Here is a 20362-nt window from a genome sequence, read left to right on the forward strand (position 1 = left end):
GCTTTCCTGCTCCGCTCCCTTAGTTCGTCAATTCTTGCGCTTGTACTCATTTTTCAAAACCACCTTTTTCTGGATTGAATACGGGCCAGGGAGTTCTCCCTGGCCCACCGCTTTTAAACAAGCACCGCACATTCAGCCTTTGTGTAAAGCTACCACAAACGATTCAAGTTTCGCTCAATAATTTTTAAACCCGATGGGTTATTTTATTACATTTTTTTCTCTCAGTTCTGTAATTTTCTCGCTTGAATAATTCAACAGGGTTTTTAATACCTGGTCCGTATGCTCACCGAGGAGCGGGGCGGCAGCCCTGACAGCGCCGGGGGTTTCCGACAGGCGGAAGGGGGTCCCCACTATTTTCATTTTTCCCACCCTGGGCTGATCAATTTCTGCTATCATTTTCCGGTAGTTTATCACCGGGTCGTGCACTACGTCCCTGACGGTGTTGATTGGAGAATAGGGCAGGGCAAATTCTTCGAATATTTTTATCCATTCAGCCGTTGTTTTCGTTTTGATCACTTCTGCCAGGATGGGAATCAATTTCTGTTTATTTTTTGTCCGCAGAGGATTCGTTTTAAAATCAGGCTCCTCAAGCAAATCTTCCCGTTTAAGCGCTTTACAAAAACTTTCCCAAAGCTTGTCATTGCCAATAGGCGTGATGATCCAGCCGTCGCTGGTTTCAAACCCTTGAAAAGGCGTAATCGTGGGATGCGCGCTGCCCAGGGGCTCCGGAATCTCACCCAGGATGGTGTAACGGGCAATGGCATTCTCCAGGATGTAAACCAGCCCATCGACCATTGAGGAATCGACATGCTGGCCCCTTCCTGTTTTCTGCCTGTACCACAGGGCGCTCAAGATGCCGATGGCTGCCTGGTGTCCAGCCACGATGTCGCCGACAGAAGTACCCACCCGGCATGGCGGTCCCCCCTCGGGCCCGGTTATGCTCATCAGTCCGCTGTAGGCCTGGGCAACCATGTCGTAGGCCGGCTTGGAAGCAAATTCAGGCGGGGTGTCATGGCCGAAGCCGCAAATGGAGCAGTATATGGCCGCCGGGTTGATCCTGCTGATTTCCTCAAAAGAAAACCCCAATTTTTTCATGGTATCAGGCCTGAAGTTTTCCACTACCACGTCCGAAACCTTTATCAGTTCTTGCAGTATCTTTTTCCCTTCCGGTTTTTTAAGGTCAACGCAGATGCTCTTTTTATTCCTGTTGATACTGATAAAATAGCCGCTTTGCACCCCGTCGCCTTCCTTTTCTTTAACGAACGGGCCGAATTCCCTGGAATCGTCGCCGATAAAAGGTTCCACCTTGATCACTTCGGCGCCGAGGTCCGCCAGGATCATCGTGGTAAAAGGCGCCGCCAGGACATGGCTTAAGTCTGTTACCCTGATTCCTTCCAAAGGTCCTACCACTTCGCATTCACCTCTTTTTCCAAATAATGTTAAATTCTGGGAGAGGAAACCAGTTTCCTCTCCCCTTCATTCATGGTTTTAAGCTTTTATGAACTCGCCGCCGCCCTTTTCCGGACCAAAAATACCGTCCAGGTGTTCTTTGCTCGGGGCATGTTTCTGGGTGAGTTTGCTGATAATCACGTAAGCAATGAAACTGACAATCAGAGACGGTATGATCTCCTGGATGTTTTTCATCCCCGGTACGTCAAAGCGGACGAACTCACGCCACCAGACGCAGGTTAAAAGCCCGATCAGCATGGAATAGAAAGCCCCGTGGCCTGTTCCCCACCTGAAATAGAGACCGCCGAAAACTGCCGGGAAGTAACTGGCGCCGAATATCGCTCCTGAATACGCCGTCATTTCCACGATGCCCGCCGGCGGTTTGAGGGTGACGATGAAAACCAGGGTGCAGTAAATAAGCATGCACACCTTTGTCCAGAAGATGTTTTTCTGGGGAGAAAGCGGCGCCCCGATAATGTTCCTGATGTCCCCGACAAGAGCCGTACCAACGATCAGGGTCACGGAAGCAAGCGAAGACATGCCGGCGGCAAACAAACCGGCCATGCAAATCCCCGACACCCACGGGTTGCCGAACCTATCCAGCATGAACCCGATGACCGTATCCGTTTTCTTGACCAAAACAGCGGCCTCTTCGGGCGTGACCATGGCATGGACAAAGGCTCCAATCCCCAGGATGGAAACCAGCGTTACGCCCAGTAGGACGGGTGCCCACAGCATTGCGGTCTTCATCGCGTGCGTATCTTTGATTGAATAAAAGCGGATCAGGCAGCGGGGTTCCGCAATTTGCTTGATGCCTACCGAGGCGCCGATGCCAAAGATATAGAGCGGCGCGACCATGGCCCCATAGGTGACCAGACCGGCGCCGATAGGCTTCCCGGCCGCGGTCACGTGCGCTGAGTTCGTGACGGCGCTCATGACTCCGCTTATGCTGCCAACATAGAGAAACGGTACTGCAACCATCAGAACAGCCACCACAAACATGATGATGCCCTGGATGGCATCGGTCCACAGCACGCTGTACATCCCTCCCCATATTGTATACAGCGTAGTCAGGAAGATAATCAAGAAAGCTCCCCAGGCATAAGGCATCCCTAAAAGGGAGGTCAGCAGGTGGGCGCAGCCCTTGGCAATCCCCACCATATACCAGATTGTGGAAAAGATAATTATTACCGCGGCGAGAATGCGGATGGCGCGGGAAAGTGAACTCTTATAGCGGTAGTCAAAATAGTCGGGAAGAGTGACCGAACCGAGTTTCGCCGTCTGATTTCTCATCCGCGGGCCCAGCACATGCCAGGACAGCATGCAGAAAACAGTCCAGTATACAGCTATCCAGACCCACGACAGTCCAAAACTAAAGGATGACCCCGCCTGCCCGATATAAGTGTTTGTGCTTAAAAAAGTCGAGTAGAATGCCAGGGCTACAACCCAACCCGGGATTTCCCTCTTGGCCACATAGTACTCGGAAACCCCCCTCGCGGCTTTTGCCTTGAAATAGTAACCGATATAAAGACAAACACCCATGTAGACAACCATTAAGAAAATAATCACCCAGTTTTTCGCCAGGTATTCAGCCATTATTATCCCCCCTCGTTTTACTTTCTTTGAAGTTTAACCGGGTCAATGATCAACCTTGGGTTTTTCGTCCGTGATCTCTATCTTGCGCTTGTAGACCAAATAAGTGTTCAATACCAGCAGCAGGGCCGTGCCCCAGTATGCGAACGCCGTCAGCCCGTCCATGTCCTTACACCTCCCTCTATAATCAAAATATTCTTGCTTCATTAACAAGTATATCTTATATGCCGATAAAAGTTCGCAGTTGCCGGCCAAGACAAGAAAAAAGGGACCCAACCGGTCCCTTTTGCCCGATGAAATGTTCTATATTCCCATGCTCTTCTTGAACTGTTTAATGTAATAACGGCTCACGGGTATTTTCTCTTCGGCGCATCCTTCCAGTGATAAAACGTATGTCTTGTTAAACCAGGGGATTATTTCCCTTATCTTTTTAGTGTTGACAATAAAGCTTTTGTGTGTTTGCAAAAAGACGGGCGGCGCCAGTTTCCGCGCGATTTCCCTGAGCGTGAAACTTGTTAAAAAAGTCCCTTTCTCGGTGCAAACAATCACCTTGCCTTTTTTCTCAACCCTTGCGTAAAATACTTCCGGGATCTTCACTACGACCAGGCGATCTGCTGACCAGAGCGTGATAATCTCACTGCCAACACCACTGTCAAACTCGGCGCCTGGCAGCGCACTGCTTGACCCGAAAAACTCATGGAGCTTACAAATTGTTTGTTCAAGACGCGTTTTAGAAAAAGGCTTGACCAGGTAATCCACAGCATTTAACTCGAACGCTTTTACGGCATAATCGTCAAACCCGGTGACAAATACAATTCTGGGCGGGGAAGGAAGATTAGCCACTTCCCAGGCCGCCGAAACGCCGTCTTTTACGCTCATTTTTATGTCCAGGAATACCACGTCAACATCATTCTCTTTGACAAAATCAACCGCTTCTTCTCCATCCTCACATTCGCCGACCACTTCTACGTGTCCAATTTCCTCTAGAAGACACCTTAATTCTCCTCTTGCGGGAAATTCATCATCAACCAGCAGCGCCTTTATCATTTCCTAAAACTCCCCTTTTGAGAATTTAAAAAACAGCACCGTTTTCTCCAAGTGGAATGGGTACAGTGACCCTTGTTCCTTTCCCGAGCTTGCTTTCTATCTTCAAGCCAAAGCTGTTTCCATAAATGTTTTGCAAACGGCTGTGCACGTTGGAAAGCCCGATGTTTTTGCGTTTTGGGTCATACTGCAGCACTTTTTCAAGCAAATCCGGCGGCATGCCGACACCATCGTCTTCAACAATCAGGTATGCCTTGTCGCCGCGCGCTTTTCCGGTAATAACGACCTTTCCCCCTTCCTTTTTGGGAAAAATGCCGTGTTTAATGGCATTCTCCACCAGGGGCTGGAGAATCAACGGAGGGATGAGACAGTTGCACTTTGGATCTATATTATAGATTACCTTTAATTTATCACGAAACCTGGCCTGCTCGATCTTCACATAAGAATCGACGTGTTTTATTTCCGTCTCCAGGCTCACCAGCTTATCTAGCTTACTTAAATTGTTCCGGTAAAACTCGCCCAGGTGAATAAGAAGGTCTCTAGCCGTTTCCTGCTCTTTCCGGCAGTAATAAACGATGGTATTGAGGGCGTTGAAAAGAAAATGGGGATTGATCTGCGCCTGCAGCGCCCTTATTTCGGCCTGTGCCAGCAAATGAGCCTGGCGCTGCCCCCTGCTTATTTCAATCTGCGTCGAAAACAGCTGCCCCAGCCCTAAGGCAAGTTCAGTTTCAAACGGGGTAATGCTGTTTTCAGTCAGCTTGTAAAGGACCAGGGCGCCAATAACTTCATTATTTTCCTTCAAGGGAACGACGACCTTTGAGGAAAGAGGGCATTCCGCCACGGGGCAGCCGATTCCTGCTTTCTCCTGGACAAGTTTGAAGCGCCCCGTCTGCAGGACTTCACGTGTACTGCTGGTAATAACATCATTGCCCGCTTGGTGATGGTCGCTTCCTGCCCCCACGAAAGCCAAAATCTTGTCGGGGGAAGTTATGGCGACTGCTCCCAGCTCCTCCACCTTTCCAAAAATGATCCCGGCTGTTTTTTGAGCAGAAGCGCAGTTAAGCCCTTTGCGAAGGTAAGGCAGGGTATCGTTGGCAATTTTCAAAGCAAACTGTGCGGCCGTGGCCTCAACCTTTTCCTGTGCCCGGTGGACGCTGTCCAGAATGGCAATAAATGCTGCCACGCCGAAAGAGTTTATAATGATCATGGGGGGACCTATTACCGACACAAGGCGTACCGCCTGCTCCAGCGGTTTCGGTATCAGCAGGAGGAGTCCCATATGAAACACTTCCAGGATAAAAGCAACCACCAGGGCGGAAAACCACCTGTCTTTCTTGTACCGAAACTTATGATGAATGAACCCGGCCAGCAGTCCTTCGAGGATGGTTGAAACGGCGCTGGTCCCGGCCGTAAAACCGCCCAGCATATAACGGTGGCAACCCGCGATCAGGCCTGCCCCCAGTCCGACCACGGGTCCCGCCATAAGTCCTGCCACAATCGGTCCTACCGCCCTGTTGTTGGCAATGGCCCCGTAAACAGGAAGACCGTTATATGTTCCCAATATCCCAATTATTCCGAAAAATGTGGCCAGCAGAACCTGTTCGGGGTATTTGATCTCCCTCCTCAGCATGATGGTCTTAAAAACTCTCGCCCTGCTGAGAAGAAAAACAAAAAGAAGAACCACCGTCAGGCCGGTATAAAGCTGCAGCGTAATGTCCTTGATCAAACGGCCTCATCTCCCTCTTTTTGTTCGTGACCTATTGAATGTGACTTCATTATTTCATTATAAATTTTATCATTTTTTTATTATACTGGCTACTTTGTCCAATCCAAAGCGGCAGCAAACAACCCCGCTTAAGCGTTGGCGGCCGGCGAAGCGCCGCCCGTGTCCCTTATGAACCCGTGCTTGAAGAATTCTACCAGCTGCCTGGCCGCCTCCTCGAACGTCAGCTGGTTGGCCAGGATGAATTCGGGGTTTAAGACGGCCTGGACGGAAGCCAGCACTGCGGCGGCGGCGATCCGGGGGTCTATGCTCCCGGCAAGCCTGTTTTGGCCCTCTTTGAGGAAAATGCCAATCAGAAGGTGCGCCCTCTCCATCCGGTATTTGTCGATCTTTTCCCAGTACTGCGGGTAGTGCCGGTTTAAATCCTGCATAACCATCGGGTTTATGAAAGTGCGGCCGACGTGATAAAAAATGTTGAGGATGTCTTCAAACTTTTTATCGGGTTCCTTGTCGGAGGCGATTATTTTTTCCAGCCTGCCGCCAACCGTGGAAAGAAGCTTGTCGATAACAGCCTCGATTATCTCGTCCTTGCTGTTGAAATAGCGGTAAACCGTCCGCTTGCTCACTCCCGCACCGGCGGCGATCTCGTCGACCGTGATCCTGTAAAACCCTTTCTGCCGTGATAATTCCGTAAATGCCGCAATGATCCTCTCTTTAATGACAATTCCCCCCTCCCTGTCCACACTTGATTCGCCCGGTCCTAGCCGACTTTCTTCTTAAACTTAAGGGTGCTGACGGTCAACAGGACCACCGAAAAAACCAGCAGGCACGAAACCTGTCCCACCAGGTAGCCCAACCCAATCCCCTTCAGCACGATGCCCCGGATAATATCGAGATAATACGTTAACGGAATCAGGGCGCCGATGTAATATATCAACCTGGGCATGGCGTCGCGCGGGAACATGAACCCGGAAAGCATGATGCTGGGAAGCATGAAGAAGAAGGCCAGCTGCATGGCCTGCATCTGGGTCCTGGCTATATTGGAGACGAGTATGCCCAAACCCAGGGAAGCCGTGATAAAAAAGAGGGTCAGCAGGTAAAGCTCCAACAGGCTTCCCTTGATGGGAACATGAAAGACAATTTTGCCGATCAGCAGAGCCAGGGTTATCTGAATGTAGCCCAGCACAATGTACGGCAGTATTTTCCCGACCATCAGCTCATAGGATTTTACCGGCGTCACCATCAGCTGCTCCAGGGTGCCGCGCTCTCTTTCCCTCACTATCCCCATGGCAGTAAGCATGACCATGGAAAGGGTCACCAGGATGCCGAGGATGGCAGGAACCATGTAATACGCGGTAATCCCGTCCGGGTTGTACCAGGAACGGACCCTGATATCGTAAGGAGGCCCTGTAATATGAACCCTGCGGGCCAGGACATCCTGGGACTTGATAAGGCCGATGGAATTGGCCACGGCAACGGCCTGGTTGGAAACCATGCTGTCGCTGGCGTCCACTATTACCTGGATAGAGGCCTGTTCGCCCCTCCTCAAGTTCCGCGCATAGTCCGGAGGGAAAATGATTCCTGCTTTGGCCTTCCCGCTGTCGATCATCTCGTTGACTTCGTCATAGCTGTTTGCCGTGTATTTTACGTCGAAGTACCCTGAAGCGCTGAAAGCATCCAGCATTTCCCTGCTTTCGGCGGTAAGAGACTGATCGAAAACCACCGTGGAAATGTGTTTTACTTCGGTCTGGATGGCAAAACCAAACAGCAAAAGCTGCACTAAAGGGAGCATAAACGTCAGGGCCAAAGTCATCCTGTCCCTGCGGATCTGTAAGAATTCCTTGTATAAAACGGCCAGGATTCTATGCATTCTCGGTCCCTCCCCTGCGTCGTTTGGACAAGGCCACGAAAACGTCTTCCAAAGACGGGATAATGGCTTTCGGTCTCACGCCGACAGCTTTGTAAAGGTCCTCTTCATTCCCCGCGCCGTCCAACAGCACATGGAGAAGCGGCCCGTGAACGGTGCAGTCCTTCACATAAGGAAGGGCCGCTATTTCTTCCATCCTCTCCATGGCCCCGGGCAGAGCCAGCTCCACCAGGTGCCCGCGGAGAACGCTTTTTTTCAAGTTGCCCGGAGCGTCCACCGCCAGCAGCTCTCCTTCCGAGATGAAGGCGATTTTGTGGCAGCGTTCGGCTTCGTCCATGAAATGGGTGGTGACCATTACGGTCGTCCCGGACACGGCCATTTCCCGGATGAGGTTAAAAAACGCGCGGCGGCTGGTGGGGCTCACTCCGCTGGTCGGTTCGTCAAGAAAGACCAGCGAAGGGCGGGCGATGATGGCGCATCCAAGGGCCAGGCGCTGCTTCCAGCCGCCGCTCAAATTGGCGACCAGTTCCTTTTCTCTCCCCAGCAGCCGGGCCATGGCAATCATTTCCCGGATGCGCTCCGCTCTCTCCCGGCGAGGGACGTTATAGATGCCGGCGTAAAAGCTCAAGTTCTCTTCCACGGTCAGGTCTTCGTAAAGGCTGAATTTTTGGGACATGTAGCCGATTCTCGCTTTGATCTTTTCCGTCTCTTTCATCAGGTCATAGCCCAGGACCGTTGCCGAACCTGACGTCGGCTCAAGAATGCCGCAGAGCATCCTGATGGCCGTGGTTTTTCCCGCCCCGTTGGGTCCCAGAAACCCATATATTTCTCCCCTGCCAATCCTGATGTTCAATTTATCCACGGCGACAAAACCGCCAAAGGCTTTGGTCAGGTTTTCCGTAACGATGACGTCTTCCATCAGCTCACCTCTTTCCCGGCCAGGGCCACGAAAATATCCTCCATGGAAGGAACTGTTTCCTCCAGGGAGATAATCCCAATATTCCTTTCCCTGAGCCCTGCCTTAACCAGGGCTATGTTGTCCTCGTTCTTTTCCACAACCAGGTGGAATTTATCGCCGTAAAAATAAGCATCGATAACCCCGGGAAGCGAAGCAAGCGAGCTTGCTTCGCTTAGTGCCGCCGCCTTCAGTTCCAGCAGGCAATAGGGGAACTCCTCCTTCAGCTTCGCCGGCGAGCCGGCAGCCGAGATCCTGCCCCGGTCAATGAAGGCCACCCTCATGCAAAGTTCCGCCTCATCCATATAGGGCGTGGAAACGAGGATGGTTCTACCTTCCTTGTTTAAGCGGTAAAGTATCTTCCAGAATTCCTTGCGCGACTCCGGGTCTACTCCGTATGTCGGCTCGTCAAGCACCAGGAGGTCCGGCCTGGTAACCAGGGCGCTGGTCAGGGCCAGCTTCTGCTTCATTCCCCCGGACAAATTGTCGGCCAAGCGGTCTTTATAGGGCAGGAGATTGGTCAGCTCAAGGATCTCATCGGCCCTTTGGCGGATCAGGCCTTTATCCAGCCCGTACATGGCTCCGAAAAAACTGATGTTCTCCATGACCGTCAGGTCGCCGTACAGGCTGAACCGCTGGGGCATATAACCCAGCTTTTCCCTAAGCTCTTCCAGCTGTTCGGGTTTTTTCCCCATCAGCAGGACCTCCCCCTGGTCCGGAGTAATGAGACCGCAGATCATCCTCATCAGGGTCGTCTTCCCCGCTCCGTCCGGGCCCACCAGTCCCACAATCTCGCCCTTTTCCACCTTCAGGTCAACGGCCCTCACGGCTTCAACTTTTCCGAACGATTTGCTCAACCTCGTTATCCGTATCATGTGTTTCACTGCTCCCGGTCAAAGCTGACATCCGCCGGCATTCCCGGTTTGAGAACGCCTCCGGCGCTGTCGATCCTGATTTTCACGGCGAAAACGACATTGGTCCTTTCCTTTTTTGTTTGGATCGTTTTGGGAGTAAACTCGCCCCGGGAGGCAATTTCCTCCACCAGTCCCTCAAAACTCTTGTTGAAGCCGCTCACGCTGAAACTGACCTTTTGCCCCAGTTTCACCCTGGGCAGGTCGTCCGTGGGGATGTATACCCTGATCCAGAGGTCGTTCAAATCGGCGACGGTGGCAATTGAAGCTCCCAGCTGGACAAACTCGCCTTCCTCATAGTTCTTTGACAGCACAACCCCGTCCACCGGGGAGTATAATTTCAAATCTTCAAGCAGGGCTTCGCTCGCTTTCAGGACCGCCCTGCATCTTTCCACCTCGGCACGGGCCGCCTCAATCTGTTCAGGCCGGCTTCCCTCTTCCAGCAGGCTTAATCTGGCTTCCGCCGCTTCCAGCTTGCTTTTGCTTATTTCACAGGCCGTGCGGGCCTGTTCCACCTCTACGGCAGGAACTGCCCCTTCTTCGTAAAGGGCCTCCATTCTCGCCAGGTCGTCGGAAGCCTTCTGGTAATCGGCCCGGGCTATTTTCACATTGGCGGCCGCTTCGTTCTTTTCCTGGACCCGAGCGCCTGACAGCAGGTCATTCAAGGAAGCCTCCGCCTTGACAACGGCCAATTCATCCCTTTCCCTCTGGGCAACAAGGTCCTTGCGGGAAAGCTCCGCCACCAGCTGTCCTTGTTTAACATAATCCCCAGCCTTGACGGCTATTCTTTCAACGGCTCCCGCCGACCTGGCGTTCAGTTCAATGGTGGTGGCCTCAATCGTGCCGGTAGCCTGGATAACGTCCCCTGTCCGGCTGAAAAACCCTTTATAAACCAGGTAACTCCCGGTCAAAAGAAGCATCAGGACCGCTGCCGCTGCCGCCGCTCGCCTCTTTTTATCCACAACCATACTCTCCTCTCCCCTTTTTCGCTGTACTCTCGGACAAGTATACTGCTGTCATAAAATCAGTTTACTTGGTTTCATGATAGCACTATTAGCGAACAAATCCAAGCCGGTTCCCTGACAAAAACGTATTAAAAAAAACAAAAAGGTTAGTTCGCCATCGTTTATGGTCAACCAACCTTTTTTCTCGAAAAGAGGACATTTGAAATAATCCTATTTTGGGGTAACCGGAATTTGAACCTTAGTTGCTATTTTCCCATCCCCGTACCTCTAACTTGTCAGGGCAGACCTGTAATTCTCCCACTGTTCCCTGGCCAGCCTGTTCAGGGCAGGCTCAAGCCCTTTTTCAGAGAAAAGAAGGTTGAACCATTTCCTTGCCTCCAGGTAGCGGCCGAGCCTGCCGTGAAGCTCGCCAATCAAATAAATCAGCCTGTGTTTCTCTATGGGCACCTTGTCCGGGTCCTCATACGAATAAACTTCTTCAAACAAAGACACGGACCTGACAAGGTACCTTTCTTCCTCTTCCTTGTTGCCCAGGTAGCGGTAAAGCCAGGCTATCCTCAGCAAAATCCCGGCAATGATCGATTTTGGCTGGTGGAGAAAATTTGCGCATAACAGGCACAACTTGTAACACCGGAGGGCGTCCTCAATATTTCTTGGCCCGCAGAGGTCGACCGGCTGTACTTTCATTACGTATTCCTTTCTTAAAACCTCTTTTTTATCCGGCGTAGGCAAAATGAAATTTTCCGTAAAAGCGCAGCCGCAGCGAGGGCAGACCCCGACTTCATAAAAATAAGGGTTTTCTCCCTCGTAATAAGTGCAAAAATCAGCATCCTTTTTAGTTATGACAACCCTGCTGGTCCTGACCTTCTTCGTTTTAAAGCGAGCGTCACAGTTAAGACAAACCAGTGTTTTGTCATATAAATATACAGCTGCGTCCATGAAGCACCTTTCCTCTGGTAAACTCTAATAAATTTTACCATATAATATTATTAATTTCCAGGCCTTTTGTCCCGATTTTTCTTTCTTTGTTGCTGCAATTCCATTTCTTTGCGCAGTACTTCCTTGTCCCTGGCCATTCGTTTGGTCAAGCAATCCTGCCAGCCTGCCCCAAGGTATTCCGTCTTATCCTTTTTTGACCCTTGCCCAGGCGTTTTCCGGAAGATCACGCCCAGCAAGAGAATATTAACTGCCGTAAGGATGAGTCCTAGGGTCAAACGGTCGGCAACGCTTCCACCCTCTCCTTTTGAGGTCGTCAAGAAAGAAAAGAAGGCAACGACAGCCGCTTCCAGGGCAACAATAAAGGAAAAGGTTTTTAGGCCGGCCAGCAAGGCTTCCTTTTCGCCTTTATCGCTCGCTTTTCCTTCTTTCCCTGCCTCATCCTGTTCAGGAGCAAGACGAAACGGTTTCTCTTCAGGGCCTCTTTTTTGTTCACACCGTTTAAAATAAGAATACCGGCACTCTTTGAGCACCCGCGCCATTTCTTCAAACCTTATCCGTTCCGCAGCGCACAATTCCTGGATAATTCGCTGCAGGTGCAAGCCGTCGCCGTTTTTCTCCGGCCGCCAGGCTGTTGACAACTGCCGTAAAAACCGCTGGAAATTGCTTTCGGCATCCCCTCCCAGCAACAACGGAAGATAGACGAAAAAGACCGTCAGGCTGCGCGGGTGAATAAACAGGTAGTCGATATCCAGTAGAAAACACCTGTCATACAAAAAATAGTTTTTACACCCGGAAACGCATTTGATCATCAAATCAAGGACATCCAGCAACCCATCCCTCGTCAGGTTTTTCTCGCGCAGGTAATTGGCCAGAGGAACCGTTTCCCCCGCTTCGTACCACAATTCGACCCTTTCGTTAACCTGCCGTTTATGGACAATTACTGCCTGCAGCCGGCGATTATGCCTGATCATCTCCACTTGGTACTGCAGGATCCTTTCCTCTCCGTTAATGTCAAATACAAGCCAGCTGCCGGAAGAATCCTTCTCCCAGCGGACATTTGCCCTGTTTTGCAAAAAGGTAAAAACGTTTTCTTCCATCAATCTCTCTTACCTCTTATTTTTCCAACGCTTTTTCTTTCCTGGATTTAAAGATTTAACGCCCTTTCAGCGGGGCGGCCGGCAGACCTTGCAGGGCTCGTACTGCCTTTTGGCCTCTTTCAGGGTAACAGGTATCTTGCTTTTTCGCAGGTAGCGGCACCCGCTGGAATGATACTTTTTGCCGGTGCGGGTGACATAAACCGTTACCGCTTCTTCATCCGCGTCTTGCTCAAACAGCCCTTTTTCTTTGTGTTCCGTGACAACGCCGTTAGAACCCGAAAGCCAGGCCCTTTCAATCGCCGCATGTCTTATGGTAAATACCGCCTCTTTTAAAAAAGGAAGCGGTATCTCCAGGAGGTAGTCTGCCAGAACGACAACATCATCCGGGCCGAAGTCCTTGCCGGGAACCAGGCCGTATTCAAGGTAAAGCGGGTTGCCAGTTTTTTCCTTAAATGCGTATTCGCTCTTGGGCAGTTCAACTAAACGCAGGGTGAGCTTACCCGGCTCAAGATACCGCAGGTCCATATTCTTTTGCATTATTTTCTCAGCTGCATACTGCCCGGCGCTGTCTATTCCTGGGGGAAATACTCTTAAAAGGTCGCTCCCAGCGCCTTTGGCCGCTTCCCCGATAAATCCTTCCAGGTCATTTTCATTTAGTTCTCCGCTGAGCAGTTTCCTGATTATTTGCCCGGTCAAATCAGGTGGACCATTTTCCTCCTGCGCCTTCGGTTTTTCTTCCCGCTCGTCTTCCCATTCATTATAAAAAGAGAGCGGGTAAGCCGAGGACGCTATTTCCCTGGCGGTCTCCCTGACCGCACAGTCCAGCGCCATTTGAATGCAGGCCGCTTTGACGACAAAAAGATAAAGTATAAAACCGAATAAGAAAAAAGGAAGAGCAACTGCGGCTTCAACTGTTAAGGATCCCCTGCTGCCCAGTCTCTTCACCCGCACCTCTCCTCAATACCCGACAAAAGTTTCACACTTCAAACGGTATTTGCCGCTCTTGAAATTCTCAAGGTGCAGTGCCGGTATAAACCAGAGGTTGATTTCCACTTCGGCCGCGGCCCGGCACGCAGCCCGGTAAGCGGAAAGCGCAAAATTCTCTTCCTGGCGCATCTCCCTCATATTGACCTCCATCAGCTGTTTTATCCTGTCAAGCCGCGTTTCCTCGCTTTGCAGCAGCAAAAACAGGCGTAAATAGTCGGAATACTTCATTTTCAACCCTGGCAATTCCGGGTAAAAGGGAACCTCTTCGCCCTGGTACAACCTGGCGACATCCGTGCAGGCAGGCGGAATTCCGCCCGCCAAGGCGGAAGCCAGCCGGAAAAAAGGATGCGTGATTCTGCTTTCAAGGAAACACTGCAGCACATTGACCGCGTAGCGCAAAAAGAAAATCTTCCGGAAGACCGTTAGCAAGTTTGTCAATTCGGACGCATTCCCGCCTATTATGTATTCGACTTCACCCTTTTGGAAATAATGGTCGCGCACTGTGGCCGAAGTGAGGTAAGTGCACTTGTCCATGATATACCAGGTCAGATAAAAATTGTCGCGGCCCTGCAAGGCCAGGTCAGCCGTCCTCTGCCCCAGCTGGCGCAAATACGAGGAAACCCTTTCACCCTCTGAAGCGGCTAATCCCTCGTTTATCTCTTGGGGTTCGAGCCTGCCTGCGCCCGTCAAAAAAACGCTCCAGCCCTCTTCGCCTTCCGCCTCGCCGGGTATTTCACGCTCGATGCCGTTGTCACGCATCTTTTTCAGCGGCAGCCTTTTTTCGATAAAATCCAAGACCCGGCTTAAACCGGCGCCGTTATGCTTAACCTGCGGCTTTACGCTCAGGTCAGCCAGCACTAACCCTTCCATCTCGCGAAAAGCGGCCAAATACTCATCCAAAATGGGAGCATGCCGGCCGCTCACCCCTGGAGGCCCCGCCCGCCCGCTGTCGATCCTTTCCAGCGCTGCTGCGCTTTGATTTATTTGCTTGCGGAGAATGTCAACCTTTTGCCGCAAAAGGGCTGTCTCTTCATTTAAAAATTCTTTTGGGCTGCCGTTTTTTTCGTTATAGGCCCGGACATTGTCTTCATATTCTTTAATAAGCGGCATCAAACGGGAATCAAGCATCTCCTCCAGTTCCTCCAGGGCGGAAGCCGCTTTTTGGGCAAAGCCGATCGGCGCTTCTCTTAAATCGCCAAGAGAAACTATGATCTCTTCCTTTCTTTTATTTATCGCCGCGCATTCCGTCTTAAGCCTGGCCCTCGCCGCAGCGGCCTGCCGGCCGGACTCCATGAACCCGGCTTTCCCTTCCAGGCCGCAGCCGGCCAGCCTTTCCAACAGGTTTTCCGAAGTGGAAAGGGGCACTCTGTATTTCACGTACTGCAGGATTTGTTCCTTTATTGTTTCGTTGTTTTCCAGGCTGTCGCTCGCGCCGGCCGCGGTCTGAACGGATAAGACCTCATACCTGACCATGTTGAAACCGCCGGCTTCTTCTTTCAGATTTCTTCGCAAGTACTCTTCAATATCTCCGCTCTTAACCAGGCTGCCGTATATCCCGAATTCGGCGGACAGCCCTTCATGGCAGGCAGCCAGGGCTGACCTGGCCGCAGAGGCCAAAGTTGCGCTGACACGGTTTTCAGCCGCCATGATCCTTGCGGCGTCAACCAGCACTCCTGTCAGGACAAGCAGAGCCGTAAAAATGATCACGAGAAACAATGTTACGGCACCGCGGCAGTTTTTCACTACATTCATGCTCCTACCCGCCTCGGCGGCTTTTTGCCCATTTCCCGATTCGTTCCTTCAGTTCGCTGAGCTTGTTAAGCCCACCGCTCATTTCATTAATCCTTTCCGCGTATTCGAGGGTTAAGTCGACATTCCTGATATACTGGGCCGGTTTAATAATGCTCGCCGTCCCCTTCCCCGACAGGGGCAGCGTTTTCCTGCCGCCGAAAAAGGAAAGTATTTTTCCGCCGGGAACATTTATTTCCTGGGTAATCACCACCAGGACGTTCCTTGTGAGCAAGCCGTTCTTAATATTAAGAACAGCTGTGGTTTTGACCGGTTTGATAACGCCCCCGGCCAACCGTTGGTAAACAACTGATTGGATGCTTTGTTCTATAAAGAGCCGCCCGGTTTTCTCCGCCGGGTCGGCATTCTCCTCAGCGGGTGCTTCAAGGCTGGCCTCATCTAACACGGGAAACAGCCCCTCATACAGCCCTTCTCCTTCGGGCCACAGAGCTGCGGCTGCTTCAGCGGCGGCTGCCGCCGTCCTGTTAAGAAGGACCTGCTGGTACAGAATAAGGAGGGCTGCCGTCAGGAAGGCAAAGGCCAGCACCAGGACGGTAAAAACAAGCGCCGCTTCAACGGTGAAACTACCTTCCTCCTTCATCAAGGCGGGAGCAAACCTTTTCATCCTGCCTTATTTTTGCAGCGGCTGCTTCATGATATTATCCATTTCCGTTCCGAAAATGTTTTTCATGATCGCATCCACAAAATCAAAAACATAATGCCTGAACACCAGGGCTATCCCTACCAGTACGGCCAGGACCATCACCAGTTCGACCGTCCCGAGGCCTTCTTCTCCGCAGATGATGTTTCTCATCTTTTGCCCCACTTGCTTCCCCTTCCTTTCGACTCCATCGATTAAAATCCCCTGATCGCCAGCACCGCCGGCGTGGAAACAATGAGCATGATCGCAATAAGCATCAGCGCCAGCGGGAACAGCATTCTGGTTGAAGCTTCCTCGCCCAGCCGCCTCGCCGTGTGCTTGCGCATTTCCCAGCAATCGCTCCCCTGGGCGCTGAGGATAAGGACAAGCTCAGCGTTTCCCTTTCTAATATTGCGGACGACTGCTGAAACGAACCTGTTGATTTCAGGTATCCTGCATCTTTGGGCAAAGTCCTCATAAGCCCTCAAGTGCGGTTTGCCCGCTTCTATCTCTACCAGGCTTCTCCTCAATTCCCTGTAAAGCGGGGTGTTTTTGTGAGTTTCTTTCGCGATCTTTTCCCAGGCTCCGGTTATGGTCATCCCGGCACCCAAAAGAAGCGTAATCCTGTTCAAAAAGCCTGGAAAATCCGCCTGAAGCAGGAACCGCCTTTGCTTAACCTTTTTTTGCAGTTCGTAATCGGGAAGCAAATAGAGGCCGCCGGTCAGGACCAGGCAAAAAAGGAGAAAAGCGGCGTCTCTTTGGGCGGCCGCCAGCCCTAAAAATGCCGACAGCGCCGCCCCCGCCGTCATGTGCGCTGCTTTAGCGGCCTGGTGAAGCTTAAGGCGCCTGCCGGCGTTTTCCGCGCCGTAAAGCTCGGCCAGCTGCCAGGCTGTTCTCCGGTTCGCTCGCCCGGCCCCGTCGCATTTCAATAGCTCGACAGCCAGTAAACCAAGCGGCAGCAGCCATTTTAGAGGATAGTCGACCAGGTCGTCTTTTGCCGCTTTATTGCCGCCGTACTGCCAGAAATTTTTTATCGGCATGTTACACCTCGATATCCGTAATCTTCCTGGATATATAATACGCCGCGGCCAGCAGCAAGACTGCCGCCGTCATGGCAAACCTTCCGAAAGCGGTCTGAAAAACCGGGGCCATATAGTCGCCGGCGCTCCAGGAAAGGAGGATGAGCAGCAGTACCGGCATCACGTTCAATACTTTTTGCTCCATTTTTCTCTGGGACAACAGGGTATTGATTTCTTCTTTGATCCGGAGCTTATCGCCGATCACGGAGGAAGTCGTCCTCATGATCTCCACCATGTTCCCGCCGCTTTTTTTACCGATGGCAAAAACCTCGGCAAAATTCGCAATATCTTCAAGACCGGAACGCCTGGCAAACCCGGCCAGGGCGTCTTCAACCGGCTCGTTCATCTCAATCCTTCCGGCAATTACGGCAAACTCCCTGATGATGTAGGCATCCGCACCGGGATATAACAGTGCCAGGTCCTTCACCACTTCCTTGAAGGCATTCTCCACCGACCTGCCGGCCGACAGCGAAGCGGCTAGAGAATCCAGGGCATCCTTAAACTGCAGGTTTAACTCGTATTTGCGGGCGGCAGCCAGTTCCCTGCTCTTTATCCGTGGGTAAAAAACGGCAAAGGGTGCTGCCAAGGCGGCGATAAAAACGCTCCGGTAAAAGACGTAGGCGAGGGCGAAAAGGAACCCGGCCGCCAACAGCGTATAAAACACTTTTTCCCCGCCGTTCATATTATAAACGCCGTAGTCCGGGAGTTCATTTTTCGCTTCCTGCAGCGCCGCCCGCCGCCGCTCTTTTTTAAGTCGCTGCGCGGTAAAATAAACGACCAGGGACAAAACCGCCGAACATAAGACTATACCGGCAATCATCGCCGCGGCCTCAACTTTCGCCGGGTAGGCCGGCCATTTTCAGCTTGTGCCTGTTCAGAAGAGGATTGCCCGTCCTCTGCAGGCTACCGTTAACAATTCCGTCGCCGGCGGCGGCCGTTTGCCGGAAAACGAAAAGGGGATTGAGGACAATCTCCCCTTTTTCACAGCCCGCAACCTCCGTTATTTCCAGGACACGGCGCGAACTGTCGCGCAAGCGCGACAGGTGGACGACTATGTCGAGGGCTGAAGCGATCTGCTGCCTGACAGCTTCTAAGGGCAAAGGAGTACCCATCAGCACCATGGTCTCCAACCTCCTCAGCATATCGCCCGGCGTATTGGCGTGGCCCGTCGATAAAGACCCTTCATGCCCCGTGTTCATGGCCTGCAGCATGTCCAGGGCTTCCGGTCCCCGCACTTCCCCGACGATAATCCTGTCGGGCCTAAGGCGCAGTGACATTTTGATCAAGTCGCGCAGCGTTACCTGTCCCCGCCCCTCCGTATTGGCGTTTCTCGCTTCCATCCTCACCACGTTCTTGAGGGCTTTTAGCTGCAGTTCCGCCGAGTCCTCAATGGTAACTATTCTCTCGGACAGCGGAATAAAATTGGCCAGGGTGTTGAGAAACGTGGTTTTTCCTGAACCGGTGCCGCCGCAAATGAAAATGTTGTAGCGAGCCTTTACCAGCCTGCCGAGAAACTCGGCGGCTTCCCCGGTCAACGTGCCCCCGGCAACCAGTTCGTCCACCGTCAGGGGCCTTTCAGGGAACTTCCTGATGTTCATGACCGGGCCGTCCAAGGCCACCGGGGGAAGGATAACGCTTACCCGGGAACCGTCTTTCAACCTGGCATCGACAAGCGGAGAGGCTTCGTTGACAGCTCTGTTAACCCTGGACACAATCGACTGGATCATGTCCTCAAGCTTCTCCCGGCTCTCGATGGTTATATTCGTTTCGTAAACGCTGCCGCCCCTCTCAATAAAAACATGTTCCGGCCCGTTAACCATGATTTCCGTAATGGAATTATCCTCCATCAGGGGCTGGAGTTCTCCGAGCCGCCGCATCGCGTTGAACACCTGCCTGATAACCTCTTGCCTTTCCGAAAGGTCCAGGTAATACTCCCGTGTTTTCTCGAAAACAACCCTGGTTATCAGTTCTTCCACTTCTTCGTCCGACGGTTCTTCGCTAAAATCGACGCGCCTGCTGACCTCATCCCTGATTTCGCCGATCAGCCGTTCTTTCTTTTCCAGCCACCTCACCACCTGCCGCCGTCGTTCTGTGAAAACCCGGCATTCAATCGATAAATGGCTTCCCCGAAACAGGAATTAAGATCGAGTCCGTATTTGCCATGCCGCGGTATCACCAGTGAACCGACACGGGGAACCTCGCAATAAACATCTTGTCCGGCGAAACCTGGGGGCCTGGCTTCAGGAGGGTTTCTCGTCTCGCACATGTTGACAACATACTTGATTTTTCCGAGCAATCCGGCACCCTTACTGTTCTCGATGGACTGCAGCTCTTTCAGCAGGGCGTTCGTTTTTTTCGCCTGAACAACATCCCCGGTGACCACCATCATTATCTCGTCGCAGGCTTCGAGGACAGCCAGGTTGTTGCTGTCCAGGCAGGCCGACATATCAACAAAGATGCGGTCGTAACGCCTGGTCAGGCCCAGGATGTTTACCAGCAGACGCAGTTCGCTGGCCAGGTTTTCCTTCAAATCCAGGGCACTTGCATGCGGCTTAAAAAAATAAATACCATTATGGAAACAGTCCTCGCACCTGGCGCCGTCCACTTTGTGGGCAAGGTCCCCGCCGCCTTTTCTGAGGAAAAAAAGAACATTGGAAAGGCTGCAGCCCTGTTCGCCGCTGAAAAAGAGTTCCGTAGAAGGCGTCATTTCCAGGTTCAAATAAAAAACGCTCTTGCCTTCCCAGGCCGAATGAAGCGAAGACCCCACGGCCAGCGTCGTTTTGCCCGTTCCCCCGGCTGCCGAATAAAAGGCGACCACTCGCGTCTTTTTGCTGCCGCCCGGCGGGAAAGAAAACTTGCTGTTTTTTCGGGCATAAATATCCATTATCTGGTTGACCAGCCTCTCACCGCACTGGTACTTGAAAATCGTTTCCTTTTCATTTTCAGGCAAAGGTTCTTCCCCTGCCAGAAAAACGACGACACCAGCACCGTCCCAGTCACGCTTCTCCAACGTAAACCCGGGGCCAAGGAGGAGCAGATCGACAGACTCTTTTTTCTTTTCCAGGTAGTCGCGCAAAAAAGAATCCTCATTAAAGGAGGTCACCTCAAACCTGCTGGAATAGTGGGAAAGCAAAAAATCCACCAGGCTGCCGGAGTATTCTTCATCTTTGTCGGCAATAACAACATGTATTCTCGCCACTGCAAATTCCTTCTTCACTTACATTTTATGCCGTTTATTCTTTAATATTCTACATATTATTATATTTTCCTGCACTGTCATATATTAAAATTTTGTTATTTTTGACTCATTTCCGTTATGCGGTCA

19 protein-coding genes are annotated in these 20362 nt (G+C 51.8%); all 19 read right to left on the reverse strand.

Going from position 1 to position 20362, the window contains the following annotated elements:
• Nucleotides 1-198 precede the first annotated feature (198 nt).
• The 19 genes from NUV48_07300 to NUV48_07390 all read right to left on the reverse strand — a co-directional run bounded on the left by NUV48_07300 (nucleotide 199) and on the right by NUV48_07390 (nucleotide 20236).
• Nucleotides 199-1410: a CoA transferase gene (locus NUV48_07300; GenBank protein MCR4441946.1), complete on the reverse strand. Its 1212-nt coding sequence runs from the start codon at nucleotides 1408-1410 to the stop codon at nucleotides 199-201.
• A gap of 78 nt (nucleotides 1411-1488) precedes the next feature.
• Nucleotides 1489-3045 carry a hypothetical protein gene (locus NUV48_07305; protein ID MCR4441947.1) on the reverse strand — a complete coding sequence of 519 codons (1557 nt, stop codon included), beginning with the start codon at nucleotides 3043-3045 and terminating at the stop codon, nucleotides 1489-1491.
• Between the two features lie 300 nt (nucleotides 3046-3345).
• Nucleotides 3346-4089 carry a LytTR family DNA-binding domain-containing protein gene (locus NUV48_07310; GenBank protein MCR4441948.1) on the reverse strand — a complete coding sequence of 248 codons (744 nt, stop codon included), beginning with the start codon at nucleotides 4087-4089 and terminating at the stop codon, nucleotides 3346-3348.
• A 25-nt stretch (nucleotides 4090-4114) separates the two neighbouring features.
• Nucleotides 4115-5812 (reverse strand): sensor histidine kinase, encoded by a 1698-nt coding sequence (locus NUV48_07315; GenBank protein ID MCR4441949.1) that lies wholly within the window; start codon nucleotides 5810-5812, stop codon nucleotides 4115-4117.
• Nucleotides 5813-5940: 128 nt separating this feature from the next.
• Entirely contained in the window at nucleotides 5941-6552 is a 612-nt protein-coding gene (locus NUV48_07320) for a TetR/AcrR family transcriptional regulator (protein ID MCR4441950.1), read from the reverse strand.
• 17 nt (nucleotides 6553-6569) lie between these two features.
• Nucleotides 6570-7679: an ABC transporter permease gene (locus tag NUV48_07325; protein ID MCR4441951.1), complete on the reverse strand. Its 1110-nt coding sequence runs from the start codon at nucleotides 7677-7679 to the stop codon at nucleotides 6570-6572.
• A complete protein-coding gene (locus NUV48_07330; GenBank protein MCR4441952.1) occupies nucleotides 7672-8595 on the reverse strand; it encodes an ABC transporter ATP-binding protein in 924 nt (307 codons plus the stop codon). Before NUV48_07330 ends, NUV48_07325 begins: the two co-directional genes overlap by 8 nt.
• Nucleotides 8595-9506 (reverse strand): ABC transporter ATP-binding protein, encoded by a 912-nt coding sequence (locus NUV48_07335; protein ID MCR4441953.1) that lies wholly within the window; start codon nucleotides 9504-9506, stop codon nucleotides 8595-8597. Before NUV48_07335 ends, NUV48_07330 begins: the two co-directional genes overlap by 1 nt.
• A 5-nt stretch (nucleotides 9507-9511) precedes the next feature.
• Nucleotides 9512-10504 (reverse strand): efflux RND transporter periplasmic adaptor subunit, encoded by a 993-nt coding sequence (locus NUV48_07340; protein ID MCR4441954.1) that lies wholly within the window; start codon nucleotides 10502-10504, stop codon nucleotides 9512-9514.
• A 270-nt stretch (nucleotides 10505-10774) separates the two neighbouring features.
• The gene (locus NUV48_07345; protein MCR4441955.1) at nucleotides 10775-11446 is read right to left on the reverse strand and encodes a DUF2225 domain-containing protein; all 672 of its coding nucleotides are present in this window, start codon (nucleotides 11444-11446) and stop codon (nucleotides 10775-10777) included.
• A gap of 50 nt (nucleotides 11447-11496) precedes the next feature.
• Nucleotides 11497-12543 (reverse strand): DUF6382 domain-containing protein, encoded by a 1047-nt coding sequence (locus tag NUV48_07350; GenBank protein MCR4441956.1) that lies wholly within the window; start codon nucleotides 12541-12543, stop codon nucleotides 11497-11499.
• A 66-nt stretch (nucleotides 12544-12609) separates the two neighbouring features.
• On the reverse strand, nucleotides 12610-13488 hold the full coding sequence (locus NUV48_07355; GenBank protein MCR4441957.1) for a hypothetical protein: 879 nt from the start codon (nucleotides 13486-13488) through the stop codon (nucleotides 12610-12612).
• Nucleotides 13489-13500: 12 nt separating this feature from the next.
• Entirely contained in the window at nucleotides 13501-15282 is a 1782-nt protein-coding gene (locus tag NUV48_07360; protein ID MCR4441958.1) for a DUF5702 domain-containing protein, read from the reverse strand.
• Between the two features lie 4 nt (nucleotides 15283-15286).
• Complete coding sequence (locus NUV48_07365) at nucleotides 15287-15943, reverse strand: hypothetical protein (GenBank protein MCR4441959.1); 657 nt, start codon at nucleotides 15941-15943, stop codon at nucleotides 15287-15289.
• A gap of 6 nt (nucleotides 15944-15949) precedes the next feature.
• Nucleotides 15950-16144, reverse strand: a complete 195-nt coding sequence (locus NUV48_07370; protein ID MCR4441960.1) for a hypothetical protein — start codon at nucleotides 16142-16144, stop codon at nucleotides 15950-15952.
• Nucleotides 16145-16173: 29 nt separating this feature from the next.
• The gene (locus NUV48_07375) at nucleotides 16174-16998 is read right to left on the reverse strand and encodes a type II secretion system F family protein (protein MCR4441961.1); all 825 of its coding nucleotides are present in this window, start codon (nucleotides 16996-16998) and stop codon (nucleotides 16174-16176) included.
• A gap of 1 nt (nucleotide 16999) precedes the next feature.
• Nucleotides 17000-17857, reverse strand: coding sequence for a type II secretion system F family protein (locus tag NUV48_07380; GenBank protein ID MCR4441962.1), 858 nt, complete (start codon nucleotides 17855-17857; stop codon nucleotides 17000-17002).
• Nucleotides 17858-17867: 10 nt separating this feature from the next.
• A complete protein-coding gene (locus NUV48_07385) occupies nucleotides 17868-19109 on the reverse strand; it encodes a CpaF family protein (protein MCR4441963.1) in 1242 nt (413 codons plus the stop codon).
• A complete protein-coding gene (locus tag NUV48_07390; GenBank protein ID MCR4441964.1) occupies nucleotides 19106-20236 on the reverse strand; it encodes a hypothetical protein in 1131 nt (376 codons plus the stop codon). The genes NUV48_07385 and NUV48_07390 overlap by 4 nt, the downstream gene beginning before the upstream one ends.
• Nucleotides 20237-20362 lie beyond the last annotated feature (126 nt).

The sequence above is a fragment of the Peptococcaceae bacterium genome (genome assembly GCA_024655825.1).
Classification (GTDB): Bacteria; Bacillota; Peptococcia; order DRI-13; family PHAD01; genus JANLFJ01.